This window comes from Nocardia sp. NPDC058705, from assembly GCF_042749305.1.
GTDB lineage: Bacteria > Actinomycetota > Actinomycetes > Mycobacteriales > Mycobacteriaceae > Nocardia.
Genome location: NZ_JBHYRN010000025.1, coordinates 17,468 through 41,318, shown reverse-complemented (window position 1 = coordinate 41,318; position 23,851 = coordinate 17,468). Strand labels below are relative to the sequence as shown.

Annotated in this window: 23 protein-coding genes; 12 read left to right on the top strand and 11 right to left on the bottom strand. The window is 68.3% G+C overall.

All coding sequences use genetic code 11. The annotated features are described in order from the left end of the window. Nucleotides 1-23 precede the first annotated feature (23 nt). From ACFW6D_RS24540 to ACFW6D_RS24525, 4 genes are all read left to right on the top strand, one after another. Entirely contained in the window at nt 24-1,244 is a 1,221-nt protein-coding gene (locus ACFW6D_RS24540) for a tobH protein (RefSeq protein WP_379331778.1), read from the top strand. Beyond that, the gene (manA, locus tag ACFW6D_RS24535) at nt 1,244-2,464 is read left to right on the top strand and encodes a mannose-6-phosphate isomerase, class I (protein WP_379331776.1); all 1,221 of its coding nucleotides are present in this window, start codon (nt 1,244-1,246) and stop codon (nt 2,462-2,464) included. The genes ACFW6D_RS24540 and manA overlap by 1 nt, the downstream gene beginning before the upstream one ends. An 85-nt stretch (nt 2,465-2,549) precedes the next feature. After that, the gene (locus ACFW6D_RS24530; RefSeq protein ID WP_379331774.1) at nt 2,550-3,464 is read left to right on the top strand and encodes a cation diffusion facilitator family transporter; all 915 of its coding nucleotides are present in this window, start codon (nt 2,550-2,552) and stop codon (nt 3,462-3,464) included. A gap of 203 nt (nt 3,465-3,667) precedes the next feature. Further along, nucleotides 3,668-4,618, top strand: a complete 951-nt coding sequence (locus ACFW6D_RS24525; protein WP_379331772.1) for a cation diffusion facilitator family transporter — start codon at nt 3,668-3,670, stop codon at nt 4,616-4,618. On the opposite strand, the gene ACFW6D_RS24520 is transcribed toward ACFW6D_RS24525, so the two are convergent. Both ACFW6D_RS24520 and ACFW6D_RS24515 read right to left on the bottom strand, forming a co-directional pair. Continuing rightward, on the bottom strand, nt 4,615-6,084 hold the full coding sequence (locus ACFW6D_RS24520) for a phytoene desaturase family protein (protein ID WP_379331770.1): 1,470 nt from the start codon (nt 6,082-6,084) through the stop codon (nt 4,615-4,617). The two genes, ACFW6D_RS24525 and ACFW6D_RS24520, sit on opposite strands and share 4 nt — an antisense overlap. Nucleotides 6,085-6,285: 201 nt before the next feature. After that, nucleotides 6,286-6,867 (bottom strand): TetR/AcrR family transcriptional regulator, encoded by a 582-nt coding sequence (locus tag ACFW6D_RS24515; protein ID WP_379331768.1) that lies wholly within the window; start codon nt 6,865-6,867, stop codon nt 6,286-6,288. Between the two features lie 108 nt (nt 6,868-6,975). On the opposite strand from ACFW6D_RS24515, the gene ACFW6D_RS24510 reads away from it, so the two are divergent. Beyond that, the gene (locus ACFW6D_RS24510; protein ID WP_379331766.1) at nt 6,976-7,392 is read left to right on the top strand and encodes a DUF4267 domain-containing protein; all 417 of its coding nucleotides are present in this window, start codon (nt 6,976-6,978) and stop codon (nt 7,390-7,392) included. Between the two features lie 73 nt (nt 7,393-7,465). Next, nucleotides 7,466-7,684 carry a DUF4287 domain-containing protein gene (locus ACFW6D_RS24505; protein WP_379331764.1) on the top strand — a complete coding sequence of 73 codons (219 nt, stop codon included), beginning with the start codon at nt 7,466-7,468 and terminating at the stop codon, nt 7,682-7,684. A gap of 54 nt (nt 7,685-7,738) precedes the next feature. Here the strand turns inward: ACFW6D_RS24505 and ACFW6D_RS24500 are convergent, their stop codons facing one another. Continuing rightward, the gene (locus tag ACFW6D_RS24500) at nt 7,739-9,100 is read right to left on the bottom strand and encodes a cation:dicarboxylate symporter family transporter (protein WP_379331762.1); all 1,362 of its coding nucleotides are present in this window, start codon (nt 9,098-9,100) and stop codon (nt 7,739-7,741) included. 96 nt (nt 9,101-9,196) lie between these two features. On the opposite strand from ACFW6D_RS24500, the gene ACFW6D_RS24495 reads away from it, so the two are divergent. Together ACFW6D_RS24495 and ACFW6D_RS24490 are read left to right on the top strand one after the other, a co-directional pair. Beyond that, complete coding sequence (locus ACFW6D_RS24495) at nt 9,197-10,750, top strand: ATP-binding protein (protein ID WP_379331760.1); 1,554 nt, start codon at nt 9,197-9,199, stop codon at nt 10,748-10,750. Continuing rightward, on the top strand, nt 10,747-11,448 hold the full coding sequence (locus ACFW6D_RS24490; RefSeq protein ID WP_379331758.1) for a response regulator: 702 nt from the start codon (nt 10,747-10,749) through the stop codon (nt 11,446-11,448). The genes ACFW6D_RS24495 and ACFW6D_RS24490 overlap by 4 nt, the downstream gene beginning before the upstream one ends. Before the next feature lie 9 nt (nt 11,449-11,457). Here the strand turns inward: ACFW6D_RS24490 and ACFW6D_RS24485 are convergent, their stop codons facing one another. The 3 genes from ACFW6D_RS24485 to ACFW6D_RS24475 form a co-directional block, all read right to left on the bottom strand. Continuing rightward, nucleotides 11,458-12,786, bottom strand: a complete 1,329-nt coding sequence (locus tag ACFW6D_RS24485) for a cytochrome P450 (protein WP_379331756.1) — start codon at nt 12,784-12,786, stop codon at nt 11,458-11,460. A gap of 102 nt (nt 12,787-12,888) precedes the next feature. Further along, nucleotides 12,889-13,602 carry a TIGR03089 family protein gene (locus ACFW6D_RS24480; protein WP_379331754.1) on the bottom strand — a complete coding sequence of 238 codons (714 nt, stop codon included), beginning with the start codon at nt 13,600-13,602 and terminating at the stop codon, nt 12,889-12,891. 3 nt (nt 13,603-13,605) lie between these two features. Continuing rightward, nucleotides 13,606-15,018: an LCP family protein gene (locus ACFW6D_RS24475; RefSeq protein WP_379331891.1), complete on the bottom strand. Its 1,413-nt coding sequence runs from the start codon at nt 15,016-15,018 to the stop codon at nt 13,606-13,608. A gap of 216 nt (nt 15,019-15,234) precedes the next feature. Between ACFW6D_RS24475 and rfbD the strand changes: the two genes are divergently transcribed. The 3 genes from rfbD to ACFW6D_RS24460 are packed head-to-tail and all read left to right on the top strand — an operon-like array spanning nt 15,235 to nt 18,112. After that, nucleotides 15,235-16,086, top strand: coding sequence for a dTDP-4-dehydrorhamnose reductase (gene rfbD, locus ACFW6D_RS24470; RefSeq protein WP_379331752.1), 852 nt, complete (start codon nt 15,235-15,237; stop codon nt 16,084-16,086). Nucleotides 16,087-16,097: 11 nt separating this feature from the next. Then, entirely contained in the window at nt 16,098-16,997 is a 900-nt protein-coding gene (locus ACFW6D_RS24465) for a glycosyltransferase family 2 protein (RefSeq protein WP_379331750.1), read from the top strand. Between the two features lie 35 nt (nt 16,998-17,032). Further along, nucleotides 17,033-18,112, top strand: coding sequence for a sugar phosphate nucleotidyltransferase (locus tag ACFW6D_RS24460; RefSeq protein WP_379231170.1), 1,080 nt, complete (start codon nt 17,033-17,035; stop codon nt 18,110-18,112). A gap of 67 nt (nt 18,113-18,179) precedes the next feature. Here the strand turns inward: ACFW6D_RS24460 and ACFW6D_RS24455 are convergent, their stop codons facing one another. After that, complete coding sequence (locus ACFW6D_RS24455) at nt 18,180-19,754, bottom strand: carboxylesterase/lipase family protein (RefSeq protein ID WP_379331748.1); 1,575 nt, start codon at nt 19,752-19,754, stop codon at nt 18,180-18,182. A 198-nt stretch (nt 19,755-19,952) separates the two neighbouring features. On the opposite strand from ACFW6D_RS24455, the gene ACFW6D_RS24450 reads away from it, so the two are divergent. Further along, entirely contained in the window at nt 19,953-20,174 is a 222-nt protein-coding gene (locus ACFW6D_RS24450) for a zinc ribbon domain-containing protein (protein WP_379331746.1), read from the top strand. Between the two features lie 4 nt (nt 20,175-20,178). Here the strand turns inward: ACFW6D_RS24450 and ACFW6D_RS24445 are convergent, their stop codons facing one another. The 4 genes from ACFW6D_RS24445 to ACFW6D_RS24430 all read right to left on the bottom strand — a co-directional run. Continuing rightward, nucleotides 20,179-20,454, bottom strand: a complete 276-nt coding sequence (locus tag ACFW6D_RS24445; RefSeq protein WP_132369677.1) for a SelT/SelW/SelH family protein — start codon at nt 20,452-20,454, stop codon at nt 20,179-20,181. 18 nt (nt 20,455-20,472) lie between these two features. Then, nucleotides 20,473-20,871: a YchJ family protein gene (locus ACFW6D_RS24440; RefSeq protein WP_379331744.1), complete on the bottom strand. Its 399-nt coding sequence runs from the start codon at nt 20,869-20,871 to the stop codon at nt 20,473-20,475. A gap of 25 nt (nt 20,872-20,896) precedes the next feature. Next, nucleotides 20,897-21,271 carry a hypothetical protein gene (locus ACFW6D_RS24435; protein ID WP_379331742.1) on the bottom strand — a complete coding sequence of 125 codons (375 nt, stop codon included), beginning with the start codon at nt 21,269-21,271 and terminating at the stop codon, nt 20,897-20,899. A gap of 157 nt (nt 21,272-21,428) precedes the next feature. Beyond that, nucleotides 21,429-23,851: AAA family ATPase (locus tag ACFW6D_RS24430; protein ID WP_379331740.1), on the bottom strand; the 2,423-nt coding region annotated here is incomplete at its 5' end.

Here is a 23,851-nt window from a genome sequence, read left to right as displayed (position 1 = left end):
GATGAGGGGAGGTGGATTCGGCGATGATCGCTGGAACACCGGTATTCGACCTCGACGACGCCGAGTCGCTGGCGGCAGCCGACACCGGCGGCGCCCTGCGCTCGGCGGCCTCGGGCGGCGCCCAGGTGCGTGCCACCGCGGCCGCGGTCGCCGAAACCTCGCTCATCGAACGGCTCGCCGACTTGCGCCCGCGCAGTCTGGTGCTGGTCACGGGCTCGGGCCGGGCCACGCGCGCGGCTGGGCTGCTGGTCGCCACGCTGGGTGACCGGGCCGGGCTGCCGATCGTGCCCGTCACCGCACTGCCGCCGTGGGTCGGCCCACTGGACGTGGTGCTGGTGGCCGGCGACGACGCGGGCGATCCGCGGCTCATCGACGCCGTCGACCGGGCCATCCGCCGCAGCGCCGAAGTGGTGATCGCGGCGCCCAACGAGGGTCCGTTACGCGCGGTCGCCGCCGGTCGCGCGATCGTGCTCGAACCGCGGGTGCCCGTGCTCGATCACAATCGGCTGCTGCGTTTCCTCGCCGTCGGGATCGCGGTGCTGCGTGGGGTCGACGCCCAGCGCAGCGGACCGGTCACGCCCGATCTGACCGCGCTGGCCGACATGCTCGATGCCGAAGCGCTGCGCGATGCCCCGCAGACGGAGGTCTTCCGCAATCCGGCCAAGACCCTCGCGGCCCGGATGCACGGTGTCGGCGTGGTGCTCGCGGGTGACTCGCCTGCGGCCGTCGAACTGGCGGGCCACGGCTGCGAGGTGCTGTTGCAGTCGGCGGGCAGGCTCGCCTCGGCGGCCGATCTTGCCGATGCCGTGGCCTCGATCGGTCGGCTGTCGCAGGCCACCGCCGGCACCGCACCTGGCTTCGATCCGCTGTTCCACGACGAGGAACTCGACGGACCGGCCCCGGTCGAGCGGGTGCGGGTACTCGCCATGAGCGTGCATCCCGACCAGGCGGCCGCGCGGCGCAAGCTCACTGTCTTCGAAGGCGCGGGCGGTGGTCTCATCGACGCCGAGCTGGTGCATGCCGATATCGACGTGCTGCAATCCCAGCTCGCCGACCCGGGTGCCGCACCCGCGATCGAACGAACCGCTGCCGAGTCCGCCGCAGGGGGCGGCCACGGCAGCAAACTCGAGCAGCTGGCCGTGCTCGCGCTGCGACTCGAGATGGCCGCGGCTTATCTGCGACTGACCGGTGCGCGCGGTACCACCGCGCCCGAACCGGATCGATATGACGGGGGACGCTACTAGTGCAGGAACTCGTTGGTGCGCTGCGTTCTTACGCATGGGGGTCGCGCACCGCGCTCGCTCAGCTGTGCGGACGACCGGTGCCATCGGCTCATCCGGAAGCCGAACTCTGGTTCGGCGCGCATCCGGCCGATCCCGCGCATGTGAAAACCGACTCGGGCACCCGCTCACTGGTCGAGGTACTCACCGCCGACCCGACGGGCGAATTGGGCACGGTGGCCGACACTTTCGGCGCCCGGCTGCCGTTTCTGCTGAAGATCCTCGCCGCCGAGGAACCGCTGTCGCTGCAGGCCCACCCGAGTTCGGCGCAGGCCAGCGCCGGTTTCGAACGGGAGAACCGCACCGGCGTCGCGCTGGATTCGCCGCTGCGCAATTATCGCGACGACAGCCACAAGCCCGAACTCGTTGTCGCACTGGAACGTTTCGAGGCGCTGGCCGGATTCCGCGACCCGCACCGCACCGTCGATTTGTTACGCGCGCTCGATGTGCCCGGCCTCAATGTGTATGCCGAACTGCTTGCAGCCCAACCTGATTCGGCCGGCCTGCGGACGCTGTTCACCACCTGGATCACGCTGCCGCCTGCGGCCCTGTCGAAGTTACTGCCCACGGTGCTGGAAGGGTGCGTGCAGTATCTGTCCGGCAAGGGCGCGCGCGAGTTCACCGCGGAGGTGCGCACCGCGCTGGAACTGGCCGAGGTCTACCCCGGCGACGCGGGTGTCCTCGCCGCGCTGTTACTCAACCGGCTGACTCTCGAACCCGGCCAGGCACTGTTCCTCGCGGCAGGCAATCTGCACGCCTACCTGAGCGGTGTCGGGGTGGAGATCATGGCCAACTCCGACAATGTGTTGCGTGGCGGGCTCACGCCCAAGCATGTCGACGTGCCCGAACTGCTGCGGGTGCTCGACTTCCAGCCGATCGACCTGCCGGTGATCGAACCCGAACCCGGCGGCGACGGCGGCATCCGATATCGCACGCCCGCACCGGAATTCGCGCTGTGCCGCTTCGACCTCGGCGCCGACGACGAACCGGTGGTACTCGCCGACGCCGGGCCGGGCATCGTGCTGTGCACCGCGGGCACGGTCGAGCTCTCCGAGAACGGGCGCACGCTGATCGTCGAACGTGGCGGTGCGGCCTGGATTTCGGCCTCCGACACCGACATCAAGGCGCGGGCCGTTCGCGGACCCGCGCAGCTTTTCAGCGCCTGCGTCGGCGACGGTGGCTGAAAGCCGCCCGACTGATCACCGTTTCGCGCCGGTGTCCTACTAAGCTGTGCCGAGTCGTGTTCAGCGAACAGAAGGGCGGGCCGGCATGTCGGCTGGTGGTGGCAAGAAGGCAATCCTCGCGGCGTTGACGGCCAATGCGGGCATCGCGGTGGCGAAGTTCATCGGCGCGTTCATCACCGGGTCGGCCTCGATGATGGCCGAGGGCGTGCACTCGGTCGCCGACACCTCGAACCAGGGCCTGCTGTTGTTCGGGCAGCGTGCCGCCGCCAAGGACGCCGACGACCTGCACCAGTTCGGGTACGGCCGCAACCGCTACTTCTACTCGTTCGTCGTGGCGCTGGTGCTGTTCACCCTCGGCTCGGTGTTCGCGATCTACGAGGGCATCCACAAGATCCAGCATCCCGAAGAGCTGAGTCAGCCGATGGTCGCGGTCGTGATCCTGGTGATCGCGATCGGGCTGGAGACCTACAGCTTCCTCACCGCGGTGCGCGAATCCCGCCCGCTCAAGGGCAATGCCAGCTGGTGGCAGTTCATCCGCAACTCGCGCAGCCCCGAGCTGCCGGTGGTGCTGCTGGAAGACACCGGCGCGCTGATCGGTCTGGTTCTGGCCCTCGGTGGTGTCGGACTCACCATGGTCACCGACGACCCGATCTTCGACGGTCTCGGCACCCTGTCCATCGGCATCCTGCTCGGCATCATCGCGATCGTGCTGATCATCGAGATGAAGAGCCTGCTCATCGGTGAGGGCGCCACCGCCGACCAGACCCGCGCCATCCGCGACGAACTGGTCGACGGCTCCAAGATCACCTCGGTGATCCACCTCAAGACCCAGTACATGGGCCCGGAGGAGATGCTGGTGGCCGCCAAGGTCGCCCTGGCGCCCAATCTCGACATCGCCGACGTGGCCGAGGCCATCGACGCGGCGGAGATGCGCGTGCGCGCCGCGGTCCCGACCGCCCGCCTCATCTACCTGGAGCCGGACCTGTACAGAGTCAAATAGCGGCTGGCGCCGCGGTTCTCGGTGTCTATTGGCGGCTGGTGCCGCGGTTCTCGGCGCTTAACTCCACCTCTTCCCTCCCTACGGGCACTCCTTCGTCGCACCCTTCGGTCAGTCCATCGGCGGAGGCGCGCCGAGAACATGGGGTACGCCGACACGATGCCGGGGTCGAAGGCATGGCCTGATGCTGGCTGTAGCGTTCTGGTATGGCCGAGCAAGGTGGAGACAGCAAGATCGCGATCCTCGCCGCGCTCGGCGCGAACGCGGGCATCATGATCGCGAAGTTCATCGGTGCGTTCATCACCGGGTCGTCGTCGATGCTGGCCGAGGCGGTGCACTCGGTCGCCGACACCGGCAACGAGGCGCTGCTGCTGGTCGGCCACAACCGGGCCGACCAGCCACCGGACACGCTGCACCCGTTCGGGTACTCGCGCAATCGGTACTTCTATTCGTTCGTCGTGGCGCTGGTGCTGTTCACGGTGGGCTCCCTGTTCGCGATCAACGAGGCGATCCACAAGATCCGGTTTCCGGAGGAGATCGTGTCGCCGTGGGTCGCGATCGGGATCCTCGGGGTGTCGATGGTGCTCGAGGGCGCCAGTTTCCGCACCGCGCGCAAGCAGTCGGAGCCGCTGAAGGGCAAGAATTCCTGGTGGCATTTCATCCGCAACACCCGTAATCCCGAACTGCCGGTAGTGCTGCTCGAAGACGCGGGAGCGATCATCGGCCTGATGTTCGCGCTGCTGGGCGTGAGCCTGTCGGTGCTCACCGGCAACGCGGTCTGGGACGGTATCGGCACCCTGCTGATCGGCACCCTGCTCGGCGTGAACGCGATCATCCTGATCGTGGAGACCAAGAGCCTGCTCATCGGTGAGGGTGCGACGACCAAGGACGACACCGCGATTCGATCCGCGCTGCTCGCCGATCCGCGGATCGAACGCGTCATCCGGATGCAGACCCAGTACCTCGGCCCCCAGGACCTACTGATCAACGCCAAGATCGCCCTGCACGCCGGCCTCGACATCACCCAGGTCTCCGAGGCGATCGACGCCGCCGACGACCGCATCCACGCCGCCGTGCCGAACGCGTGCACGATCTACCTCGAGCCCGATGTGTTCAAGCCGGACATGGTTCACGACGCACCGATGAAGCAGCCCTAGCGGTACGCGGGGGCCTCGCCGCGCAGCAGGTCGAGGGGATCGGTGACGATGCCGAAACGGTTGCGCAGCAGGTGTTGTGCGGCGTGGAGGCCGGACATACCGTGCACGCCGGGGCCGGGTGGGGTGGACGACGAACACAGGTAGGTGCCCGGAATCGGGGTGGAGTACGGGTTCCAGCGGGCGAGGGGCCGGAAGACGGTTTGGAGGGTGGTCATCGCGCCCGCGGAGATGTCGCCGCCGATGTAGTTGGCGTTGTGGGCGGGCATGAAGGCCGCTGGTGTCACATGTTTGGCGAGGATCAGGTCGCGGAAGCCGGGGGCGAAGCGTTCGATCTGGTCGATCACCTGTTCGCTGATATCGCGGTCGGTGCCGTTGGGGACGTGGGCGTAGGTGTAAAGGGTCTGCATGCCTTCGGGTGCCCTGGTGTCGTCGACAACCCCGGGTTGGATTGTCATCACATACGGGCGATCGGCGAATCTGCCTGCGTTGACGGCATCTTCGGCGCGCATGGACTCGGCGGCGTCACCGATCACGTGCAGGGTGCCCGCCAGTTCGGCGCCGGGTGCGGTCCACGGGACCGGGCCCGACAGCGCGAAGTCGACCTTGCAGGCGGCGTTGCCGTACTGGAAGTGCCCGAGGCCGTTGCGGTATCGGGTCGGGAGACGGTCGCCGGCGATGCGAAGGAGTTCGGCGGGTGAGGTGTCGAACAGCACGGCACGGGCATCGGCGAGTTCGGCGAAGTCGTCCACTCGGTGGCCGGTGATCACTTCCCCGCCGAGGCTTTCGATTTCGGCGATCATCGCGTTCGGGATGGCCTGACTGCCGCCGCGCGGGATCACCCAGCCGCCCGCGTGGGCGAGGGTGCCGAGCAGCAGTGCCGCGCCGACGGCGGGGAACGCGCGCGGTGAGGTGATGGCATGGGCGGCGACGCCGGTGAACATCGCGGGAGCGACGTCGCCGTGAAAACGCTTGTTGGCCAACGGTGATGCCTGGGCGAGCAGGCGTAGCGCGAAGTCGGTGCCCGCGGCTATCCGCAGCGGCGGATGACGCAGGTCACACATGGCCAGCTCGACCACGTCGCGCCAGCGCTCCACCAGCGGACCGAACATTTCGCGCCAGGCCGGTCCGTCGCGTCCGAGGTCGGCGACGGTGGATTCGAGGTTGCGCCAAGCCAATCCGGCGATCCCGCCGTCGAGGGGATGCGCGTAGGAGACGGTCGGGGTGAGCAGTTCGACGCCGTGTGCCTCGAGGTCGAACGCGCGAAAGAACGGTGACGCCAATGCCATCGGATGCGCACCGGCGCAGACGTCATGATGGAATCCGGGCAGGGTCAGCTCGGCCGTGCGCGACCCGCCGCCCGCCTGTTCCTGCGCTTCGAGAACCCGCACCGACAGCCCCGCGCGAGCGGCGATCACCGCCGCCGCGAGCCCGTTCGGCCCCGACCCGACCACTACGACTTCCGCCATTGCCGTCCCTTCGCCCCGGAATGCCTGCTACTCCAACCTACGCGGAACCGGCTAGGTATCCGCCGTCTGTCTCTGCCAAGGTCGGGGCCCGCCCTGATCTGGACCCCGGGTAGGAGCTGACTCGTCACTCCTGCGACGAAGGAGTGCCCGGAGGGAGGAAAGATCAGGGCCAGAAGGGGCCCACCTCGAGCGCGCCAGCGCTCAATCCAATACAGCTTCGCTGGCCCCGTCGACGAGTAAGGCGATGCGGCGTTCGCGTAGTTCTGGGCGAAGTCGACCGTTGCGTTCGAGGGTGGCGAGGCCGTGCAGCGAGGCCCAGGCGACTTCGGTGCGGGCGCCGAGATCGTCGCCTTCGGCGTACGGGGTGAACATCGCTTCCAAGCCGGCGAAGGCGTCGCGCAGGGGTTGTGGCGCGTCGAGGCCGAACTCCAGGTCGGTCTTCTGTTCGAAGATGGCGTCGTAGCGGGCGGGGTTGTCGGTGGCGAAATCGAGGTAGGCGCGGGCGACATTGGCGACCACCTCGGTGTGGGTGGTCGCAGCTTCCCTGGCCTGCTTCAGTTTCTCGGCGAACTCGACACAGCCTTCCAGTGCCACGGCCCCGACGATCGCCGCCTTGTTCGCGAAGTGGCTGTAGAGCACGGGCTGGCTGTATTCGATGCGGTCGGCCAGTTTTCGGATGGTGACCGCGTCCCAGCCGTCCGCTTCGGCCATCTCCCGTGCGGCGTCGATGATCCGCTGGTGCCGTTCGGCACGTTCACGTTCCTTGCGCTGCTGTGTAATCATGCTCGAAATTCTAGCATCGCTAGACAAGATAGCGCGGCTGGGTTACAGTTCTTTCAACACCTAGCGCCGCTAGATTTCAGAGCACAGTGAAAGATTCAGGAGCACACCATGACCACCTCGCGCATCGCCACCGCACTCTCCCTGCTCGGCGGACTGTTCATCATCTACGTCGGCATCAACTACTTGATCGCCCCCGAGGCGACGGCCGCCGGCTTCGGCCTCCCCGTGGTGCCAGCGGGCGACGCGGTGGCGTTCCTGAACATCAAGGGCGTCCGCGACATCGTGAGCGGCCTGGTGATCCTCGGCCTGCTGGCCACCAAGCAGCGCTTCGCCCTCGGCGTCGCCATGCTGGCCACCTCCCTCACCCCCTTCGGCGACATGACCACCATCCTGAGCTGGCACGGCTCCACCGCCACCGCCCTCGGCGTCCACGGCTTCACCGCGATCCTCGTCGCCCTCGCCGGTGTGCTGCTGATCCGCGAGCGCCGCGTGAGCACCCCCGAACCCACCCTCGTCGCAGCCTGACCCCACCGGCGATGAATTCCCGCCCGCCGCACCGTCTTCACCGATAACGAACACCCGTCGAGGAGGAACCACCATGGCGAACGCGCCGCACGGACCCGCGTCCTACTTCCCCACCATCGAGACCAAGTACGGGCGCACCGTCGACGAGTGGTTCACCCTGCTCGACGCGGCCGAGCCGACCGGCCACACGGCACTGGTCACCTGGCTGAAGTCCGAACACGGCCTCGGCCACGGCCACGCCACCGCCCTCGTCCAGTTCCACCTCAACCCCGGCAAGTGGGCCAGAATCTAGCGCCCAGCGAAAGGCCCCGCGAATTCTGCTCGCGGGGCCTTTCGGCTGTCCGGACTACGCGTCGACGGCTTGCGCCGGAACCGGTTTCGTGATGTCGACGGGCTCGTCGAGTTCGTGGTCGTCGACCATGGTTTCCTCGTCGAACGGCAGTTCGCGGTCGAGGACGCGCATGGTGCGGTCGGCGTCGACGGTCTTGGTCCAGGTGCCGATGAGGAGGGTGGCGACGGCGTTGCCCGAGAAGTTGGTCAGGGCGCGGGCTTCGGACATGAAGCGGTCGATGCCGACGATCAGGCCGACGCCGTCGAGGAGGTCGGGGCGGTGGCTCTGCAGGCCGCCGGCGAGGGTGGCCAGGCCGGCGCCGGTGACGCCCGCGGCGCCCTTGGACGCGATGATCATGAACAGCAGCAGGCCGATTTGTTCGCCGAGGTTCAGCGGCTTGCCCATGGCGTCGGCGATGAAGATCGACGCCATGGTGAGGTAGATGGCGGTGCCGTCGAGGTTGAACGAATAGCCCGTCGGGACAACAACACCCACGGTCGTCTTCTCCACACCCGCGTGCTCCATCTTGGCGATCAGTCGCGGCAGCGCCGACTCCGACGACGAGGTCGCCACGATCAGCAGATACTCCCGCGAGAGGTAGCGGCACAGCTTCAGGATCGACACACCCGAGACCACGCGCAGGATCACGCCCAGCACACCGAACACGAACACCAGACACGTCAGGTAGAACGCGATCATCAGCGTCGCCAACTGCACCACCGCCGACCAGCCGGTGCGGCCGACCACGTTGGCGATCGCGCCGAACGCGCCGATCGGGGCCAGCCACAGGATCATCGACAGGATCCGGAACACGAGCTTCTGCATCAGCGAGACCGCGCGCAGGATCGGCGCGCCCGTGGCGCCCATCGCCTGCACCGCGAACCCGACCAGCAGCGCGACGAACAGCGCCTGCAGCACGCTGCCCGCGGTCAGCGAGGACACCAGCGTGGTCGGCACGATGTTCTGGATGAAGTCCCACGTGCCGCCCGCACTGTGCGCCTGATCGGCGTATTTCGCACCGGCGCCCGAGGCGGTGACGTTGAGCCCTTCACCGGGATCGATCAGGTTGCCGACGACGAGTCCGATGCCGAGCGCGACCGTCGACATCACCAGGAAATAGCCGATGGCCAGGCCACCCACCTTGCCGACCGTGGCGGCCGCGCGCACCGAACCGATACCCAGGACGATCGTGCAGAAGATGACGGGTGCAATCATCATCTTGATCAGATTCACGAACAGGGTGCCCAGCGGTGCCAGTGACTGACCGAATTCCGGTACCACCCGGCCGACAATGACGCCGGCCACGACGGCGATGATCACCGCGATGTACAGCCAGTGGGTATGGTCGCGTTTCCGCGGTGCGGTGGTTGTACTCATGCGCACGAGCATGGGCAAGTACTGTGACTGCCGTCACTTTTGGTACATAACGTTCAAATCCAGTGCATTACGTTCACAGCAGGTCGGAGGCTAGAGGTGCGACGAGGACGACTGTCGCTCGCGGGACAGGCCTTCGTGTGGCAGCTGGTGGTGCTGGCGCTGCTGATCGCGGTCGGCACGATCCTGGCCGTGCTCGATGCCAAGCGCGACCATGACCTGGCCGCGGAAATGCAGGTCAGAGACGTAGCGATTACCGTGGCGCGCTCGCCGTCCACCCTCGCGGCGGTGAACTCGCCCTACCCGAGCGGGCTGCTGCAGCCGACCACCGAGCGGATCAGAGCGGCCACCGGCATGGACTTCATCGTCGTGATGGCGCCCGACCGCACCCGCTACACCCACACCAACCCCGACCTGATCGGCAAGCCGTTCGTCGGCAGCATCGACGGTGCGCTGGCAGGCCAGACGCTGACCGAGACCTTCACCGGCACCCTCGGCCCCTCGATCCGCGCGGTCACCCCGGTCTACGACAACGGCCGGGTGGTCGCGCTGGTCTCGGCGGGGGTCACCCGGGCCAAGATCACCACCCAGGTCGCCACCCAGCTACCGCTGATCCTCGGGGTGGCGGCGGTGGGTCTGGCGCTGGCCGCGCTGTCGTCGTTCCTGATCAGCCGCAGGCTCCGTCGCCAGACCCACGGCCTCGCCCCCGACGAGTTGCGCGCGCTCTACGAGCACCACGACGCCGTGCTGCACTCGGTGCACGAGGGTCTGGTGGTGTTCGGCGATGGCGCCGAGGCCGCGGAGGTGGTCAACGATCAGGCGCGCACCCTGCTCGACCTGCCCGACGGTCCGGTGCACCGCGGCGACCTGCCCGTCTCACTGCAGCAGATGAGCGCGGGCGTGGTGCGCGACGAGACGCACGTGACCACCGATCGGATCCTGCTGGTCAACCAGGACCTGGTGAGCTGGGAGGGCCGCGAGATCGGCACCGTGCTCACCATTCGCGATCAGACCGAACTCCGGGCGGTGCTCGGCGAGCTCGATTCGGTGCGTGGCTTCGCCGAATCGCTGCGTGCGCAGGCGCACGAGGCGGCCAACCGGCTGCACACGGTCGTCACAATGGTCGAGCTCGGCCGCCCCGACGAGGCGGTGGCCTTCGCGACCGCCGAACTGCAGCTCTCACAGGTATTGATCGACCGGCTGCTGGCCGCCGTGGGTGACGCGGCGCTGGCCGCACTGCTGCTCGGCAAGGTCGACCAAGCCGCCGAGCGCGGGGTGAGCCTGGCCATCAGCGAGGACACCGCCCTGGATTCCACCGATCCGCTCTCGGCACACGAGACCGTGACGCTGGTCGGCAACCTGATCGACAATGCGATCGACGCGGCCGCCGGGACCGTCGACAAGCGCGTCGAGGTGTCGGTGTGCCATCGTGACAGCGCACTGTGGGTCAAGGTGTCCGACAGCGGGCCCGGCATGTCGGCCCAGATGTTCTCGCGAGCCGCCGAACGCGGCTACACCACCAAGTCCGACCACGCGGGCCTCGGCCTCGCACTGGTGCACCGCCTCGTCGACCGACATCGCGGCACCATCACCACCACGGCCGCACCACACAGCGCGGTCATCGTTCGCATTCCGCTGAAGGAGACACCTTGATCCGCGTGCTGATCGTCGAAGACGAACCGTTGATCGCCCAGGCACATCGGGCCTATCTCGAACGGCTCGACGGTTTCGTCACCGGCGGGGTCGTGCACACCGGGCGCGATGCGCTGCGGGTCGCGGCCGAGGCGATCGCCGACGGCAATCCGTTCCATCTGGTGCTGATGGATATCGGACTGCCCGATATCAGCGGCCTCGATGTCGCGGCCGCCCTCAACGGTTTGCAGCCGCGACCCGATGTCATCGCGATCACCTCCGCGCGCGAGCTGAACATGGTGCGCAGTGCGGTGGCGCACGGTGTGGTGCTGTATCTGCTCAAGCCGTTCACCTTCGCCGCCTTCCGCGAAAAGCTGGAGCGCTACCGCGATTTCGACACGGCGCTGCCCGCTGGGGAGGCGGCGTTGTCGCAGTACGACATCGACCGCGCGCTCGGTGCGCTGCGCACCGCCGACCAGAAGGCGGGTGCGCCGAAAGGCGTGGTGCAGCACACCCTCGAGGAGGTCTCCCGCGCGGTCCGCGCAGCCGAAGCCGGCATCACGGCCACCGATGCCGCTGCCGCCGTTGGTGTTTCGCGCATCACCGCCTGGCGATACCTCGAGAAGCTGGCCGACGACGGACTCGCCGAACGCCGTGCCGACTACGGCCGCGCCGGTCGCCCGAAGACCCGCTACCGCTGGCGCGCGAGCACCACCTGACCCGATGGTTCACGCCGGGTGCGAAGCTCCCGTCAGTTCGTCGGGCGCCGAGGTTCGTGCGACCGGCCCCAAGTCGACCGGCATGTGTTCGAAACCGTGCAGCGTGAACAGGTTTCGGCGGACCGGCTCACCGCGTAAGCGCAGGTTCGGGTAGCGGGTGTAGAGCGCACGCAGGGCGTGTACCGCTTCCATCCTGGCCAGGCTCGCGCCAAGGCAGGCGTGGATGCCGCTGCTGAATGCCATGTGCTCCTTGACATTCGGGCGGTCGATGTCGAAGCGATGCGGGTCGGGGAAGACGGCCGGGTCGCGGTTGGCCCCGGCCAGCGACAGGATGACCGTGCTCATCGCAGGCAACCGCACCCCCTCGATCTCCACCTCCTCGAGTGCCTGGCGGGCGGTGTTCTGCACCGGCGGATCGAACCGCAGCGTCTCCTCCACCACGTCGGGCCACCGCTCGGGATCGTCCTGCGCCAAGGCGAGCTGGTCGGGATGGGCCGACAGCGCGGCCACCGCGTTGCCGATGAGATTGACGGTCGTCTCGAACCCTGCCCCCATCAGCAGACTCGCGCCCGCCTGCAGCTCCGGCAGACTCAGGTCACCGGAGCTGACGAGGGCGGAGAGGATGTCTTCGCCCGGCGCGCGGCGCAGCGTGGCGATGTGGTCGGCGAGGAACTCGTCCATGTCCTCGATCGCGCTCATCGCGGCGCGGAAGGACTTCCACGAGGTGCCGATGTCGAGCAGCGGCGTCACCTTGTCGCCCCAGGCGAGGAACCGGTCGCGGTCCTCGGGTGGGAAACCGAGCATCTCGGCGATGATCGCGATCGGCACCCTGGCGGCGAAATCGGTGATCAGGTCGACCGAACCGTCGGCGGGCATCGCGTCGAGGAGTTCGGCCGTGACCACCTCCACCCGATCGCGCAGCCTGGCGATGGCGCGCGGGGTGAACGCCGAGGCCACCGGCTTGCGCATCCTGGTGTGTTCGGGTGGATTGATCACCAGCATCGACGGCGGCTCAACAGGATTGGGCGGCACCGTGACCCGCTCGGCGAGCTTGCGCCACGGCGCGGGCAACTCGTCGCCGAGCGCGGGCCGTACCCCGAACCTGGGGTCGCGCAGAATCGCCCGGACCGGCGCGTGGTCGAACGCGGCATACGCCAGCGGCGTCTCGAGCAATCCGCCCTTCGCGCGCAGCTCATCGATCAGCGGATAGGGGTCGTGCAACCCCCGCTGACCACTGAGCAACGTCGCGAACGGATCCCCCTTGCGCACCTGCCACCGCAGGATCGCCCGCGGCGCCCCGTGCTCAGCCGACCACCGAAACCAGTACTTCGCGATCATCGCCACCCCGTCCTCGAGTCGAACACTGACTTCGACAGTACGGGCGGGCTGTGACACACACCACGGTCCAGAGAGGGAGACGACCTCATACCTGAGTAGGAGCTAGCGGCGAACGGTCACCTTCTCGGTGACTACCCGATGCTCGATCCCCGCGGGATCGGGATTGACGACCTGCACCAGCGAAGCCCCCGCGAACAACACCGCGACGAACCCGTCGATCACTTCCGCCACCGTCTCCCACGGCGTACTCGACAACACCCGATCGCCGGCGGAAAAGCCTTGCAGCGCAGCGGACTTGCGGGCGGCGGTGAGCACCTCGTTCACCGAGAGCCCATCCAGCGCGGCCCGGAAACCACCGGGCAGGAACTGGTCACCGTGCACCCGCACCGCGGTCGCGAAGTCGGTGACGCCGACCGGCAGGTCACGCACCGGCGTCCCCATCGCGTCCAGCGACAGCACCGCCACCTCACCGACACCGTCGGCATCATCGAGCCGGTCGGGCGTGACCAGCGCGAGGTCGGCGTCGGGATCAGGGGTGAGCACCACTTCGGTTCCCGCCCACCAGCATCCGAGCAGCACCGCGGCGGTCTGCCAGTGCGCGGGCAACAGCACCGCCACCCTGGCGCCGGGGGTGAGCGCGAATTCGTCGCGGATCAGGTTCGCGGTCTTGGCGGCCCAGTTGGCCAACGTCAGACCCGACAGTTCGATCCTGGCGCCGGTGGCGTCGTCGTACCAGGTGACGCGCGGTCCGGCGGGATCGCGTTCGAGAATCGGGTCGAGCAGGGCGTCGGTCAGGGTCGAGTTCGGCTCACGCATGGGTCAATTCACACATTTCGGTCCGTTCTGGCCTGCGTCGATCGGCGGGGCGGGCGGGATGGGCGTCGCGGTCGCCGAGGATGTCGCGTCGAGATCGAACATGCCTGCCGCGGCCGAACCGGGACCAGAGTAGTCGCTCGCCAGCACCACGCTCACCGAATCCGGCGACAGTGACGCATCCGCGACCACGGTGAGACCGCCGAGCGCCTCGGCGACCGCCGCCGCCTTCGGATCGTCGGCGTCGGCGGCCAGCACGCGACTCGAGGTCACGCTGCCGCCGCTGTAGTTGCCGACCGTGCCTTCCTTGAAGCCCTTGCCCGTCAGCGCGGTCGACACCTTGCCCGCGAGCCCGGTGGCGCCGCCCGCGTTGAGCACGTTCACCGTCACCGTCGAGGGGTCGAGTTTCGGTGTGTCGTCGGTTTTCTCCTCGCCCACCAGCCCTGCGACGAAGCGCTGCACCGTCTTCGGGTCGACCTTGACCACCGATTCCCCCGCCGAGGTCATGCCGTTGAGATCGGTGACGGGAATGGTGTCGAATTCCACCTTGCCGCCGGACAAGTCCTTGAGCTGCTGCAGGAAGGCCAGCACGTCCCAGTCCTCGTCGAGCACCACGGTGCGCCCGACCGCTTCGCTGATCTCGCTGAGCTTGTTCGGGTTGGCGAGGGTCTTGGCATTGAGCAACTGGCCGACCAATTGCGCCATGAATACCTGCTGACGCACGATCCGGTCGATGTCGCCGCGCTCGAGATCGTGGCGCTGCCGCACGAAACTCAACGCCTCCTGGCCGTCGAGACGCTGACGTCCGGCCGGGAAGTCCGCGCCCGACATCGGTTCGTCCACCGCCTGATTCAGACACACCTCCACGCCGCCGACCGAGTCGGTGAGCAGGACGAAACCGAGCAGGCTCACCTCGGCGTAGTGGTCGACGGTGATGCCGGTGAGGGTGGCCACCGATTTGATCAGCGCCTGTCTGCCCGCCTTGGTCGACTCCTTCTCGGCGTCGGCCTCGGACTTGCCGTCGGCGAGCAGTTCGGCGCGTTCGGTCTCCTTGGTCGCGCCGTAGGCGGAGTTGATCTTGGCCTTGCCCTGGCCGCCGATGTCGACGTAGGCGTCGCGCGGGATGGAGATCGCGGTGGCCGAGCGGCCGTCGTTGGGGACGCGGACGAGCACGATGGTGTCGGTGTTGGTGCCCACTTCGTCGCCGGCGTGCAGCATGGCTTTCTCGGCGCTGGTGAGCGGGTTGCCGTGCGCGTCGGTGCGGCTGTCGACGCCGACCAGGAGGATGTCGACGGCGCCGTCGCGCTCACCACCGAGCCCGAGCCCACCGATCCGGTCGATATTGGCGATCAGGTTGTCGACACTGCGCCAGGCGAATCCGGTGAGGCACAGCACAAGCACCGCCGAGATCGCCACCATCAGTTTGGCCGGACCGAAGGTCGCGCTGACCGGCCTTGTCGACTCTCGCACTCGTGCATCCTCTCGACGAACTCCGCGCCCGGTCCGCTATCCCCCCGGCAAACACCGCCTTGCTGTTGACCCGGGCCAGTTCGCGAACACCGGCCATCACAGGCTAACCATTAGTTACCACACTCCGGCCCAACCGCAGGTGCCCCGGCGTGCCAGACTGACCGCGTGTACGCCGCTTTCCCCGCCCCCGCTCACCTGATCGTAACCGGCGCACGTGGGCTGCTGGGGCGACAGATCCTGCGTCTGGCACCCGAGGCGCGTGGCTTCGGGCGTGCCGAACTCGATATCACCGACCGCGCTGCCGTCGATGCCGTCCTCACGCCGGGTGCGGTGGTGATCAACTGCGCGGCCTACACCGCGGTCGACGCCGCCGAAACCGATGTCGAGGCCGCTTACGCCGCCAATGCGACCGGTCCCGCTGTGCTCGCGGCTGCCTGTGTCGACGCAGGTGCGCGGCTTATTCACGTTTCGACCGACTACGTCTTCCCAGGGAATGCGGACACCCCCTACGAGCCGGGTGATCCCACCGGCCCGCACACGGTTTACGGACAGTCCAAGCTCACCGGTGAACGGGCCGTCCTAGAGTTGGGCGCCCAGGTGGCGCGCACCGCGTGGGTATACAGCGGTGTCGAGGGGGATTTCGTCGCGACCATGCGCAGGCTGGAAGCCGAACGCGACACCGTCACCGTCGTGAACGACCAGCTCGGATCCCCCACCAGCGCCGCCGACCTGGCCGCCGCGCTCCTGGAACTGAGCGCCCGCCCGGATACCCCGCGTGTGCTGCACGCCACCAATTCCGGCACCGCTACCTGGTTTGACCTCGCCGCAGCGGTTTTCACCGACCTCGGCGCCGACCCGACCCGCGTGCTGCCGTGCGCGTCCACCGAATTCCCCAGACCCGCACCGCGCCCGGCGTATTCGGTGCTGTCTCCGGCGGCCTGGGATGCGGCCGGTCTCACCCCGCTCCGCCCTTGGCGTATCGCACTCACCGACGCACTGCGCCGGTTGTCCGACTAGGCTCCGCTCTCGTGAACGACGCAGCCGATTCTCCAGCCCCCGCCGGCCTTGCCGTGGTCACGGTGACCTATTCACCGGGTGAGCACCTCGAGCACTTCATCACCACCCTGGCCGACGCCACCAGCGAGAAGCCGCAGGTGATCCTGGCCGACAACGGCTCGACCGACGGCGTCCCCGAACTCGTCGCCGAGGCCAACTCGCACGTCACGCTGCTGCACACCGGCGGCAATATCGGCTACGGCGGCGCCATCAACCGGGCCGTCGCCGAGATCGACCCGTCGATCGAATTCGTCATCCTGGCCAACCCGGACATCTGCTGGGGTGTCGACTCCATCGACAAGATGCTCGAGGCCGCCGAGCGCTGGCCGCGCGCGGGCGCGATCGGGCCGATGGTTCGTGAGCCCGACGGCAGCATCTACCCGTCCGCCCGTCAGGTCCCCGGCCTCGCCGACGGTGCGGGCCACGCGATTCTGGGCTCGGTCTGGCCGAAGAACCCCTGGTCGGTGCGCTACCGGCAGGAGAACGAGCAGATCTCCGAGCGGGTGGTCGGCTGGCTGTCGGGCTCGTGCCTGCTGGTGCGTCGCGCCGCGTTCGACACCATCGACGGTTTCGACTCGCGCTACTTCATGTACATGGAGGACGTGGACTTCGGTGACCGCATGGGCAAGGCGGGCTGGCACAATGTGTTCGTCCCCGACGCCGAGGTGACCCACGCCAAGGGCCACGCCGCGGGCAAGCATCCCGAACTGATGCTGCCCGCCCACCACGCCAGCGCCTACCGTTTCCAGGCGGATCGGCATCCGCACTGGTGGCAGGCACCGTTGCGGGGCGCGTTGCGGGCCGGACTTGCGGTTCGCTCCAAGATTGCGGTTCGATCGGCGCTGCGTGAGAAAGCGCGAACCGGCGCCTGAGTAGGCACCGGTCCACTGTGAACAGGGGAAATTCGATGGCAGGCAATGCAGGCACCGACGCGGTCATCCTCGTCGGCGGACAGGGCACGCGGCTGCGGCCGCTCACCCTCTCGGCGCCAAAGCCCATGCTGCCGACGGCCGGGCTGCCGTTCCTGACCCACCTGCTGGCGCGCATCGCCGACGCGGGGATCACCCACGTGGTGCTGGGCACCTCCTTCAAGGCCGAGGTCTTCGAAGAACACTTCGGTGACGGTTCGGAACTCGGCCTCGAGCTGGAGTACGTGACCGAGACCGAGCCGCTGGGCACCGGCGGCGGTATCCGCAATGTGCTGCCCAAGCTGCGCGCGGACAACGTGATGGTGTTCAACGGTGACGTCCTCGGCGGCACCGACCTCGGCGCCATCCTCGACACCCACGAGTCGACCAACGCCGACGTCACCTTGCACCTGGTCCGGGTCAGCGACCCGCGCGCGTTCGGTTGCGTGCCGACCGACGCCGACGGTCGCGTCACCGCGTTCCTGGAGAAGACCCAGGATCCGCCGACCGACCAGATCAACGCGGGTTGCTATGTGTTCCGTCGCGAATACATCGAGAAGATCCCCACGGGTCGTCCGGTGTCGGTGGAACGCGAGGTGTTCCCGGCGCTGCTCGCCGAGGGCGCTCGCGTGCAGGGGCACGTCGATGCCTCCTACTGGCGCGATATGGGCACTCCGGAAGACTTCGTGCGTGGTTCGGCGGACCTGGTCCGTGGCATCGCTCCCTCGCCTGCTCTTCCGGGTCAGCGTGGCGAATCGCTGGTCCATCCCAGTGCCGGGGTGGCACCGGGCGCGCTGCTGATCGGCGGCACCGTGGTCGGACGTGGCGCGGAGATCGGTGCGGGCGCGCGTCTGGACGGCGCGGTGATCTTCGACGGTGCTGTTGTCGAAGCGGGCGCGACGGTCGAACGTTCCATCATCGGCTTCGGTGCTCGGATCGGCCCGCGCGCGCTGGTTCGCGACGGGGTGATCGGTGACGGCGCCGTTGTCGGCGCTCGCTGTGAACTCCTGCGTGGTGCGCGGGTGTGGCCGGGTGTGGAGATTCCCGACGGCGGCATCCGCTTCTCCACCGACGTCTGATCCGCACAACGCCGGGTTACCGCCGATTCGTTCGGAGGGTGACCCGGCGTTGTGCTGTGTGGGACGGCTAGCTGAAGCCGACCGCTTGATCGCCCCAGGCGGTGTGGAGGTCGGCGTCGGGGTTGTCGACCACGCGGTCGATCGTGTCGATGAGCAAGGTGGTGCGGGCGGCCGGGCGGTAGTGGGGCCAGTGTTTGGAGCCGTCGATGGCGGCGGGGACGCTGTGTTCGGCGAAGGCCAGCCAGCGACGCTGCATGCGGCCCGAGACCGCGACCGAGGCTTTGCGGCCGCCGAGCCAGAAGGTGGGGTCGTGGTTGAGGGTGCCGAAATTGCCGAAGACGTAAGGCAATTCGGTGGCGTGACCCGCGCCCACCCTGGCCGCTTTCAGCATCGGAGTGGCGTAGTCGAAGCGGTACATCCAGGTCGGCGAATGCTGCGCGTGCCCCTCGGCCACCCAGGCGGCGGGCATCCGGAAGGCAGCATCGGTCGACATCGCCAGTGCCCCACGGGTTTTGGTGAGGTCGGGATAGGCCGAGGTGATCTCGGCGATCCGTTCCGGCGACATCTCCGGGTGCGAGGCGGCGACATCGCGCAGCATCGCGTTCACCGCGTCGGGCGTCACCGGCATGATCGGCGAACGCAATACCCGAAACAGTGACGCCTCATCACGATTGGTGCCGATCAGCAGCGGCACCCGGTGTGAACGTCCCTGCTGGAATCGATCGATCGGGTAGCCCGGCAACAGATCTCCGTCGACGACCGGCGCCGCGGCGAGTCGGCCGGGTTCCTTGATCGGCACCTCGTCCAACAGCATCGAGCCGATCTCGACGAGCTGTTCGATCGGCAACTCCAGCAACCGATTCGCCTCGTTCGGCCCGAGTTCCAGGAGTTCCAGATAGCGTCGAGCGACCACCGCTGCCCGCTCCTGCCCGAAAACCGTAGTGGCGGGCGGACTCTGGGCGATCGCCTTGTGGAAAAGTCCGGCCGCGGCGGGCGAAGTGAGCAGTGCGGTCACACATCCCGCGCCAGAGGACTCGCCGAACAGCGTCACATTGCCCGGGTCGCCGCCGAACGCGGCGATATTGTCGCGCACCCACGCGAGTGCGGCGAGCTGATCGTGCAGGCCGAGGTTCGCCGTGAACTGCTCGCCGAACGAGGACAGGTCGAGGAAGCCGAGGACACCGAGTCGATAGTTCACCGACACGACCACCACGTCACCGGCCTCGGCCAGCTTGCGTCCGTCGTAGATGGTCTGGGCGGCGGTGCCGAGGCAGTAGGCGCCGCCGTGCAGCCACACCATCACCGGTCGCGGGTCGGCGCCGGGTTCGGGCCGCGGCGACCAGACATTGACCCACAGGCAGTCCTCGCCCATCTGCAGATCGGAACCCACCGGCACCATCGCGCCCATGGCCTGCGGGGCGATGTCGCCGAACACCACGCAGTCGCGCACCCCGTCCCAGGACTTCGGGGGTTCGGGCCTGGTGAAGCGGGCGGGTCCGGCGGGTGCGGTGGCGTAGGGAATGCTGCGCCACACGGCGACCGGCCCGTCCCAGGTTCCGCCGACGAGTCCGTATTCGGTATCCGCGATCGGGTCGGCCTCGTGTATCTGCATGTCGGGGTCGAGATCGGGCTGAATGCTCATCGCACACCTCCTAGCCGGCGCGACCGCACGGGTGCCTGTGCATTTGCTCCCGCGGGCCGCAGCACCTGGTGACTTCCTACGAGAGTACGTGCGCACCGGCCCTACAGTCGCTCTGGTTACCATTTCCGCAGGTAACAGTTACGCGCGGTACCGAAAGCAGCGGTCAGCGGGTGACACCGGGCCGCTTACACTGGGCCGATGCCGAACTACAGCTTCCGGTGTCGTTCCTGCGGCGACACGTTCGACGTCAACCGGCCGATGGCGCAGTCCTCGGACCCTGCCGCCTGCCCCGTCGGCCACGACGACACCGTCAAACTGCTCACCACCTTCGCAGCGGTGGGCCGCGGATCCGCGCCCGCACCCGCACCCGCGCCACGTCCGGCCGGTGGCGGTTGCTGTGGTGGTGGCGGCTGCTGCTGAGGCGTCAGTCGCGACGGTCGACGTGGCCGAGGTCGCGATCGGGTGCGATCCGGTCGCGAACCCGCTGCTTGAGCACGGCGATATCGGGAAAACCGCCGTCCGCCTTGCGTTCCCAGAGCTGTTCGCCGTCGAGGGTGATCCGGAAGATCCCGCCCTGCCCCGGCACCAACGCCACTTCGCCGAGTTCGGTGGCGAAGGTGGTCAGCAGTTCCTGCGCCATCCAGCTCGCGCGGAGCAGCCAGCGGCATTGGGTGCAGTATTCGATCGCGATACGGGGCACTCGTGCAGTATCCCCGGTTCAGGCCTGGAACGTCCCGTCGAGGTAGACCCACGCCCCGTCGACCCGCACGAAAGTGCTCAGCTCGTGCATCGCGTCGCGCGCACCGTCGAGTTTGTAGTGGGCGATGAATTCGACCGTGCCGTTGTCGTCGAACGGCCCCCCACGCTGCGTCCCCACGACCTCGAGGAACAGCCACCGCTGATCCGGATCGAGTTCGAGCTCGGCCGGGCGGGTGCTGGGATGCCAGGAGCGCAGCAGGTAGTCCACATCGCCGACAACATAGGCGGCGAAGCGCGACCGCATCAGCGTCTCCGCGGTGGGCGCGGCCTTCTCTCCCGCCAGAATCGGCCCGCAACAGCCGTCGAACAGCTCACCGCGACGACACGGACACGCTTTCACTTGACCCATACGAGCCATCCTGCCGGACTCCGTGCCCACCACCTCACCCGAACGGCTGGTGTGCGAGCGGCGCGAGTTCCAGCACCCGCGCCAGCTCTGCCGTCTGGTCCCGCCAGCGCCGCAGGTCGGTGACACTCGGCGCCATCTCGTAGTCGAGGTGATGCGCCGCGCGCGACAACGCGGCCCACAGCGCCCCGACCTGACCGGCGGCCTCCGGCCCCGCGTACACCCGCAACGCGAGCAGCTGCGCCCGCATCGGACACCGCATCAGCTCGGGCGCCACCTGCGCCCACAACTGATCCACCGCCTGCTCGAGCGCCAATCGCAAGATCCAGGCAACCGCCCGCGACCACACCCCGCCGGCATCCGATACGGATCCGTCGAGCAGATTTTCGGCCGCCTCGAGCCGTGCCGCCACCGATGGTCGCGGACTGAACTCGGGCCGCGACCGCCTGCCTCGCCGGTTCACGACGCCGCCGCCGCACTACCGCGAACCTTGCCCGCCGGGCCGACCACAACCGTCGACTCGCACTCCCCGAAAGACCGCAGCCTGCTGATTGGCCCGCCGCGCCGCCTCACGTTCGCACCACAGCGGGCTCGTGCGCGCGCAGCCAGGTGATGAATCGTTCTGTGTCACTGATCAACTCACGCATGGGACGGTCGATCGGTACGTGCGCACCCGCCGTGGCATCGCGCAGGACGCCGACGAGCCAGCGTCCGCCGACTGCGCTCAGGTGCTTGTTCAGGTCGTCCACGCGGGCGCCGACGCCCATGATGGCGAGGGTGATCATCGCGCGGGTGGTGTGGGCGTTGCGTACGCGCCGTTCCACTTCCCCGTGCGCGAGACCCGCGGCGAGCAGTTCCTGGCGTGCCTTCGCCAGCCCGGCCGCTTCGATCGCCGAACGGCAGCAGGTCGCCACGAGTTCGTCGGCGATGGCGGGCGGGAGCTGCGGTGTGCGCAGCAGAGATCGGGCGTCGTCGAGGTAGCGGCGCACCGGATCGCCGGTCACCCGCACCTCCACGATCGACCGCTCGCGACGCTGGACCTCCAGGACCGTCGCATCGAGTTGCATGCGGCGCACCGCCTCGGCGAGCCGCTCGTCGTGGGTGAACACCACCACCTGCCGCGAGGCCGCCACCTCGGCGAGCACCCGCGCCAGCCCGTCGACCTTCGCGGGATCCATCGCCTGCACCGGGTCGTCGATCATCACGAAGCGGAAAGGACTGTGCGCCACCGTGGCTCGCGGCAGGAACAATGACAGACCGAGGGCGTGCAGCTCGCCTTGGCTCATCACCCCGAGGGCCGCGCCGTCCACGTCGTCGACGGTGACATCGAGCAGTACCCGTCGGGCCGTGCCCGCACTGCCCTGCAACCGGATCGCGCCGAGCTCCACATTGCTGTGCTGGCGCAGTGTGCTCCACACCCAGCGGGCGGTGGTTTCCAGTGGCCGCATCCGCTCGCCGCGGATCGTCGCGGTTGCCGCCTTGAGCCAGTCGGCTGCCTTCTTCACGACCCGCAGTTCGTTCGCGTGGTCGGCGACGACGCGGGCGGGGTCGAGCCAGGCGAGAATGCGCGGGACGAGGGGCGACCAGACCGTGTCGAGGCGGTCCAGCTCGGTCTGCGTCTCCCGTTGCAGTGCAGTGAGTTCCGCCAAGAGAGCGGTGTGAATTTCGCGCAGCCGGGCCGGGAGATGGTCGTCGTAGTCGACTGTCGCGAGCGCGGCCCACTCCGACCAGAGGTGCCCGACGATTTCGCGCCGTTTACGCAACGTGTCCGAAGTTCCGGGTTGTCTCGTAGTCGAATCCGCCTGCCGCACTGGCGGATCGATCGTCTGGGCCGAGCGGCCCTGTGCGCCGAGCACGATCGGCAGCTCTGCGGGAAGGTTGCGGGCTGCCACCAAAGCCGTGTCGAACTCCGCTGTCGCCGCCTGCAATGTCGCGAGTTCGGCAGTGCGGTAGGCGATTTCGGAGTCGGCGGCTGTGAGCCAGTCGGCATCGAGTTCGTCGCGCCCACACACAGGGCAGGGGCAGGAACCCGCCGCGGTGACGTGTTCGCGTGCCCGCGTGAGCAATTCGAGTACTCGCAGGTCGGCGTCGGTGTCGACGGTCGCGTGGCGCGCCACGTTGCGGGCAGCTTCGGCGAGCAGATCTGTCGTGGCGGCTACCTGCGCGGCCGTCGGCAACGTCAGCCGCAGGATCGCACGCAACCCCTCCGGCCCATCGACGCCGAGGACCGAGTCGGCCACCGCTCGCGCCACCGCGTCGAGACCGGGGTCAGGGGCGCGCAGCAGGTCGGCCACGCCGCGGGCGCGTTCGTCATCGGCCTCGGCGAGCTCGTCCAGCAGATCGGCGCGGGACTGGCGTGATTCCTTCACGGCGCGTTCGAGTTCGAGCTTACGCAGCCGGATCTGTTCGGCCGCGGCGGCCAGATCGTCGAGGCCGAGCAGGCGATGCAGGGCGTCGAACAGGTCGCTGGGCTTTCCGTCGACGAGCGCGCCGAGTTCGCTGTAGGACAGGAACGGCCGGTACAGATCGAGCCGTTGCCTGCGGCCCTGCGGATCGACCGAGGTCGCCGGATCGGAGCCACGCCGTTCGGTCCACCGCGCGTCGGCGAGTTCGGCGTTCGGGTCCCAGCTGGTGGCGACCGAGAGGTGTGGCCGCTCGCCCGCGGTGAGCAGTTCGACATCGATCCGAGCGGTATCGGGTTCGTGCAGGTTGCGCCACCCCTCCCGCCATGCGGTCGAGCGGCCGTCCCAGCGCCGATTGCCCCCGGTCAACGCGAATTCCGCAGCCTCGGCGAAACTCGACTTCCCGCTGCCGTTACGTCCTACCACCAGCGTCAGGCCCGGCCCCGGGTTCAACCGCAACGTGGCCTCGGGCCCGATCCCGCGGAAGCCCTGTACGGTGATCGACCGCAGAAAGACCCCGGTATCACCGGAATCCGTTGCGGCCGAGTCACCGTCGACAGCTGTGAGCGCGGCAAGCACGCACTCGGCGA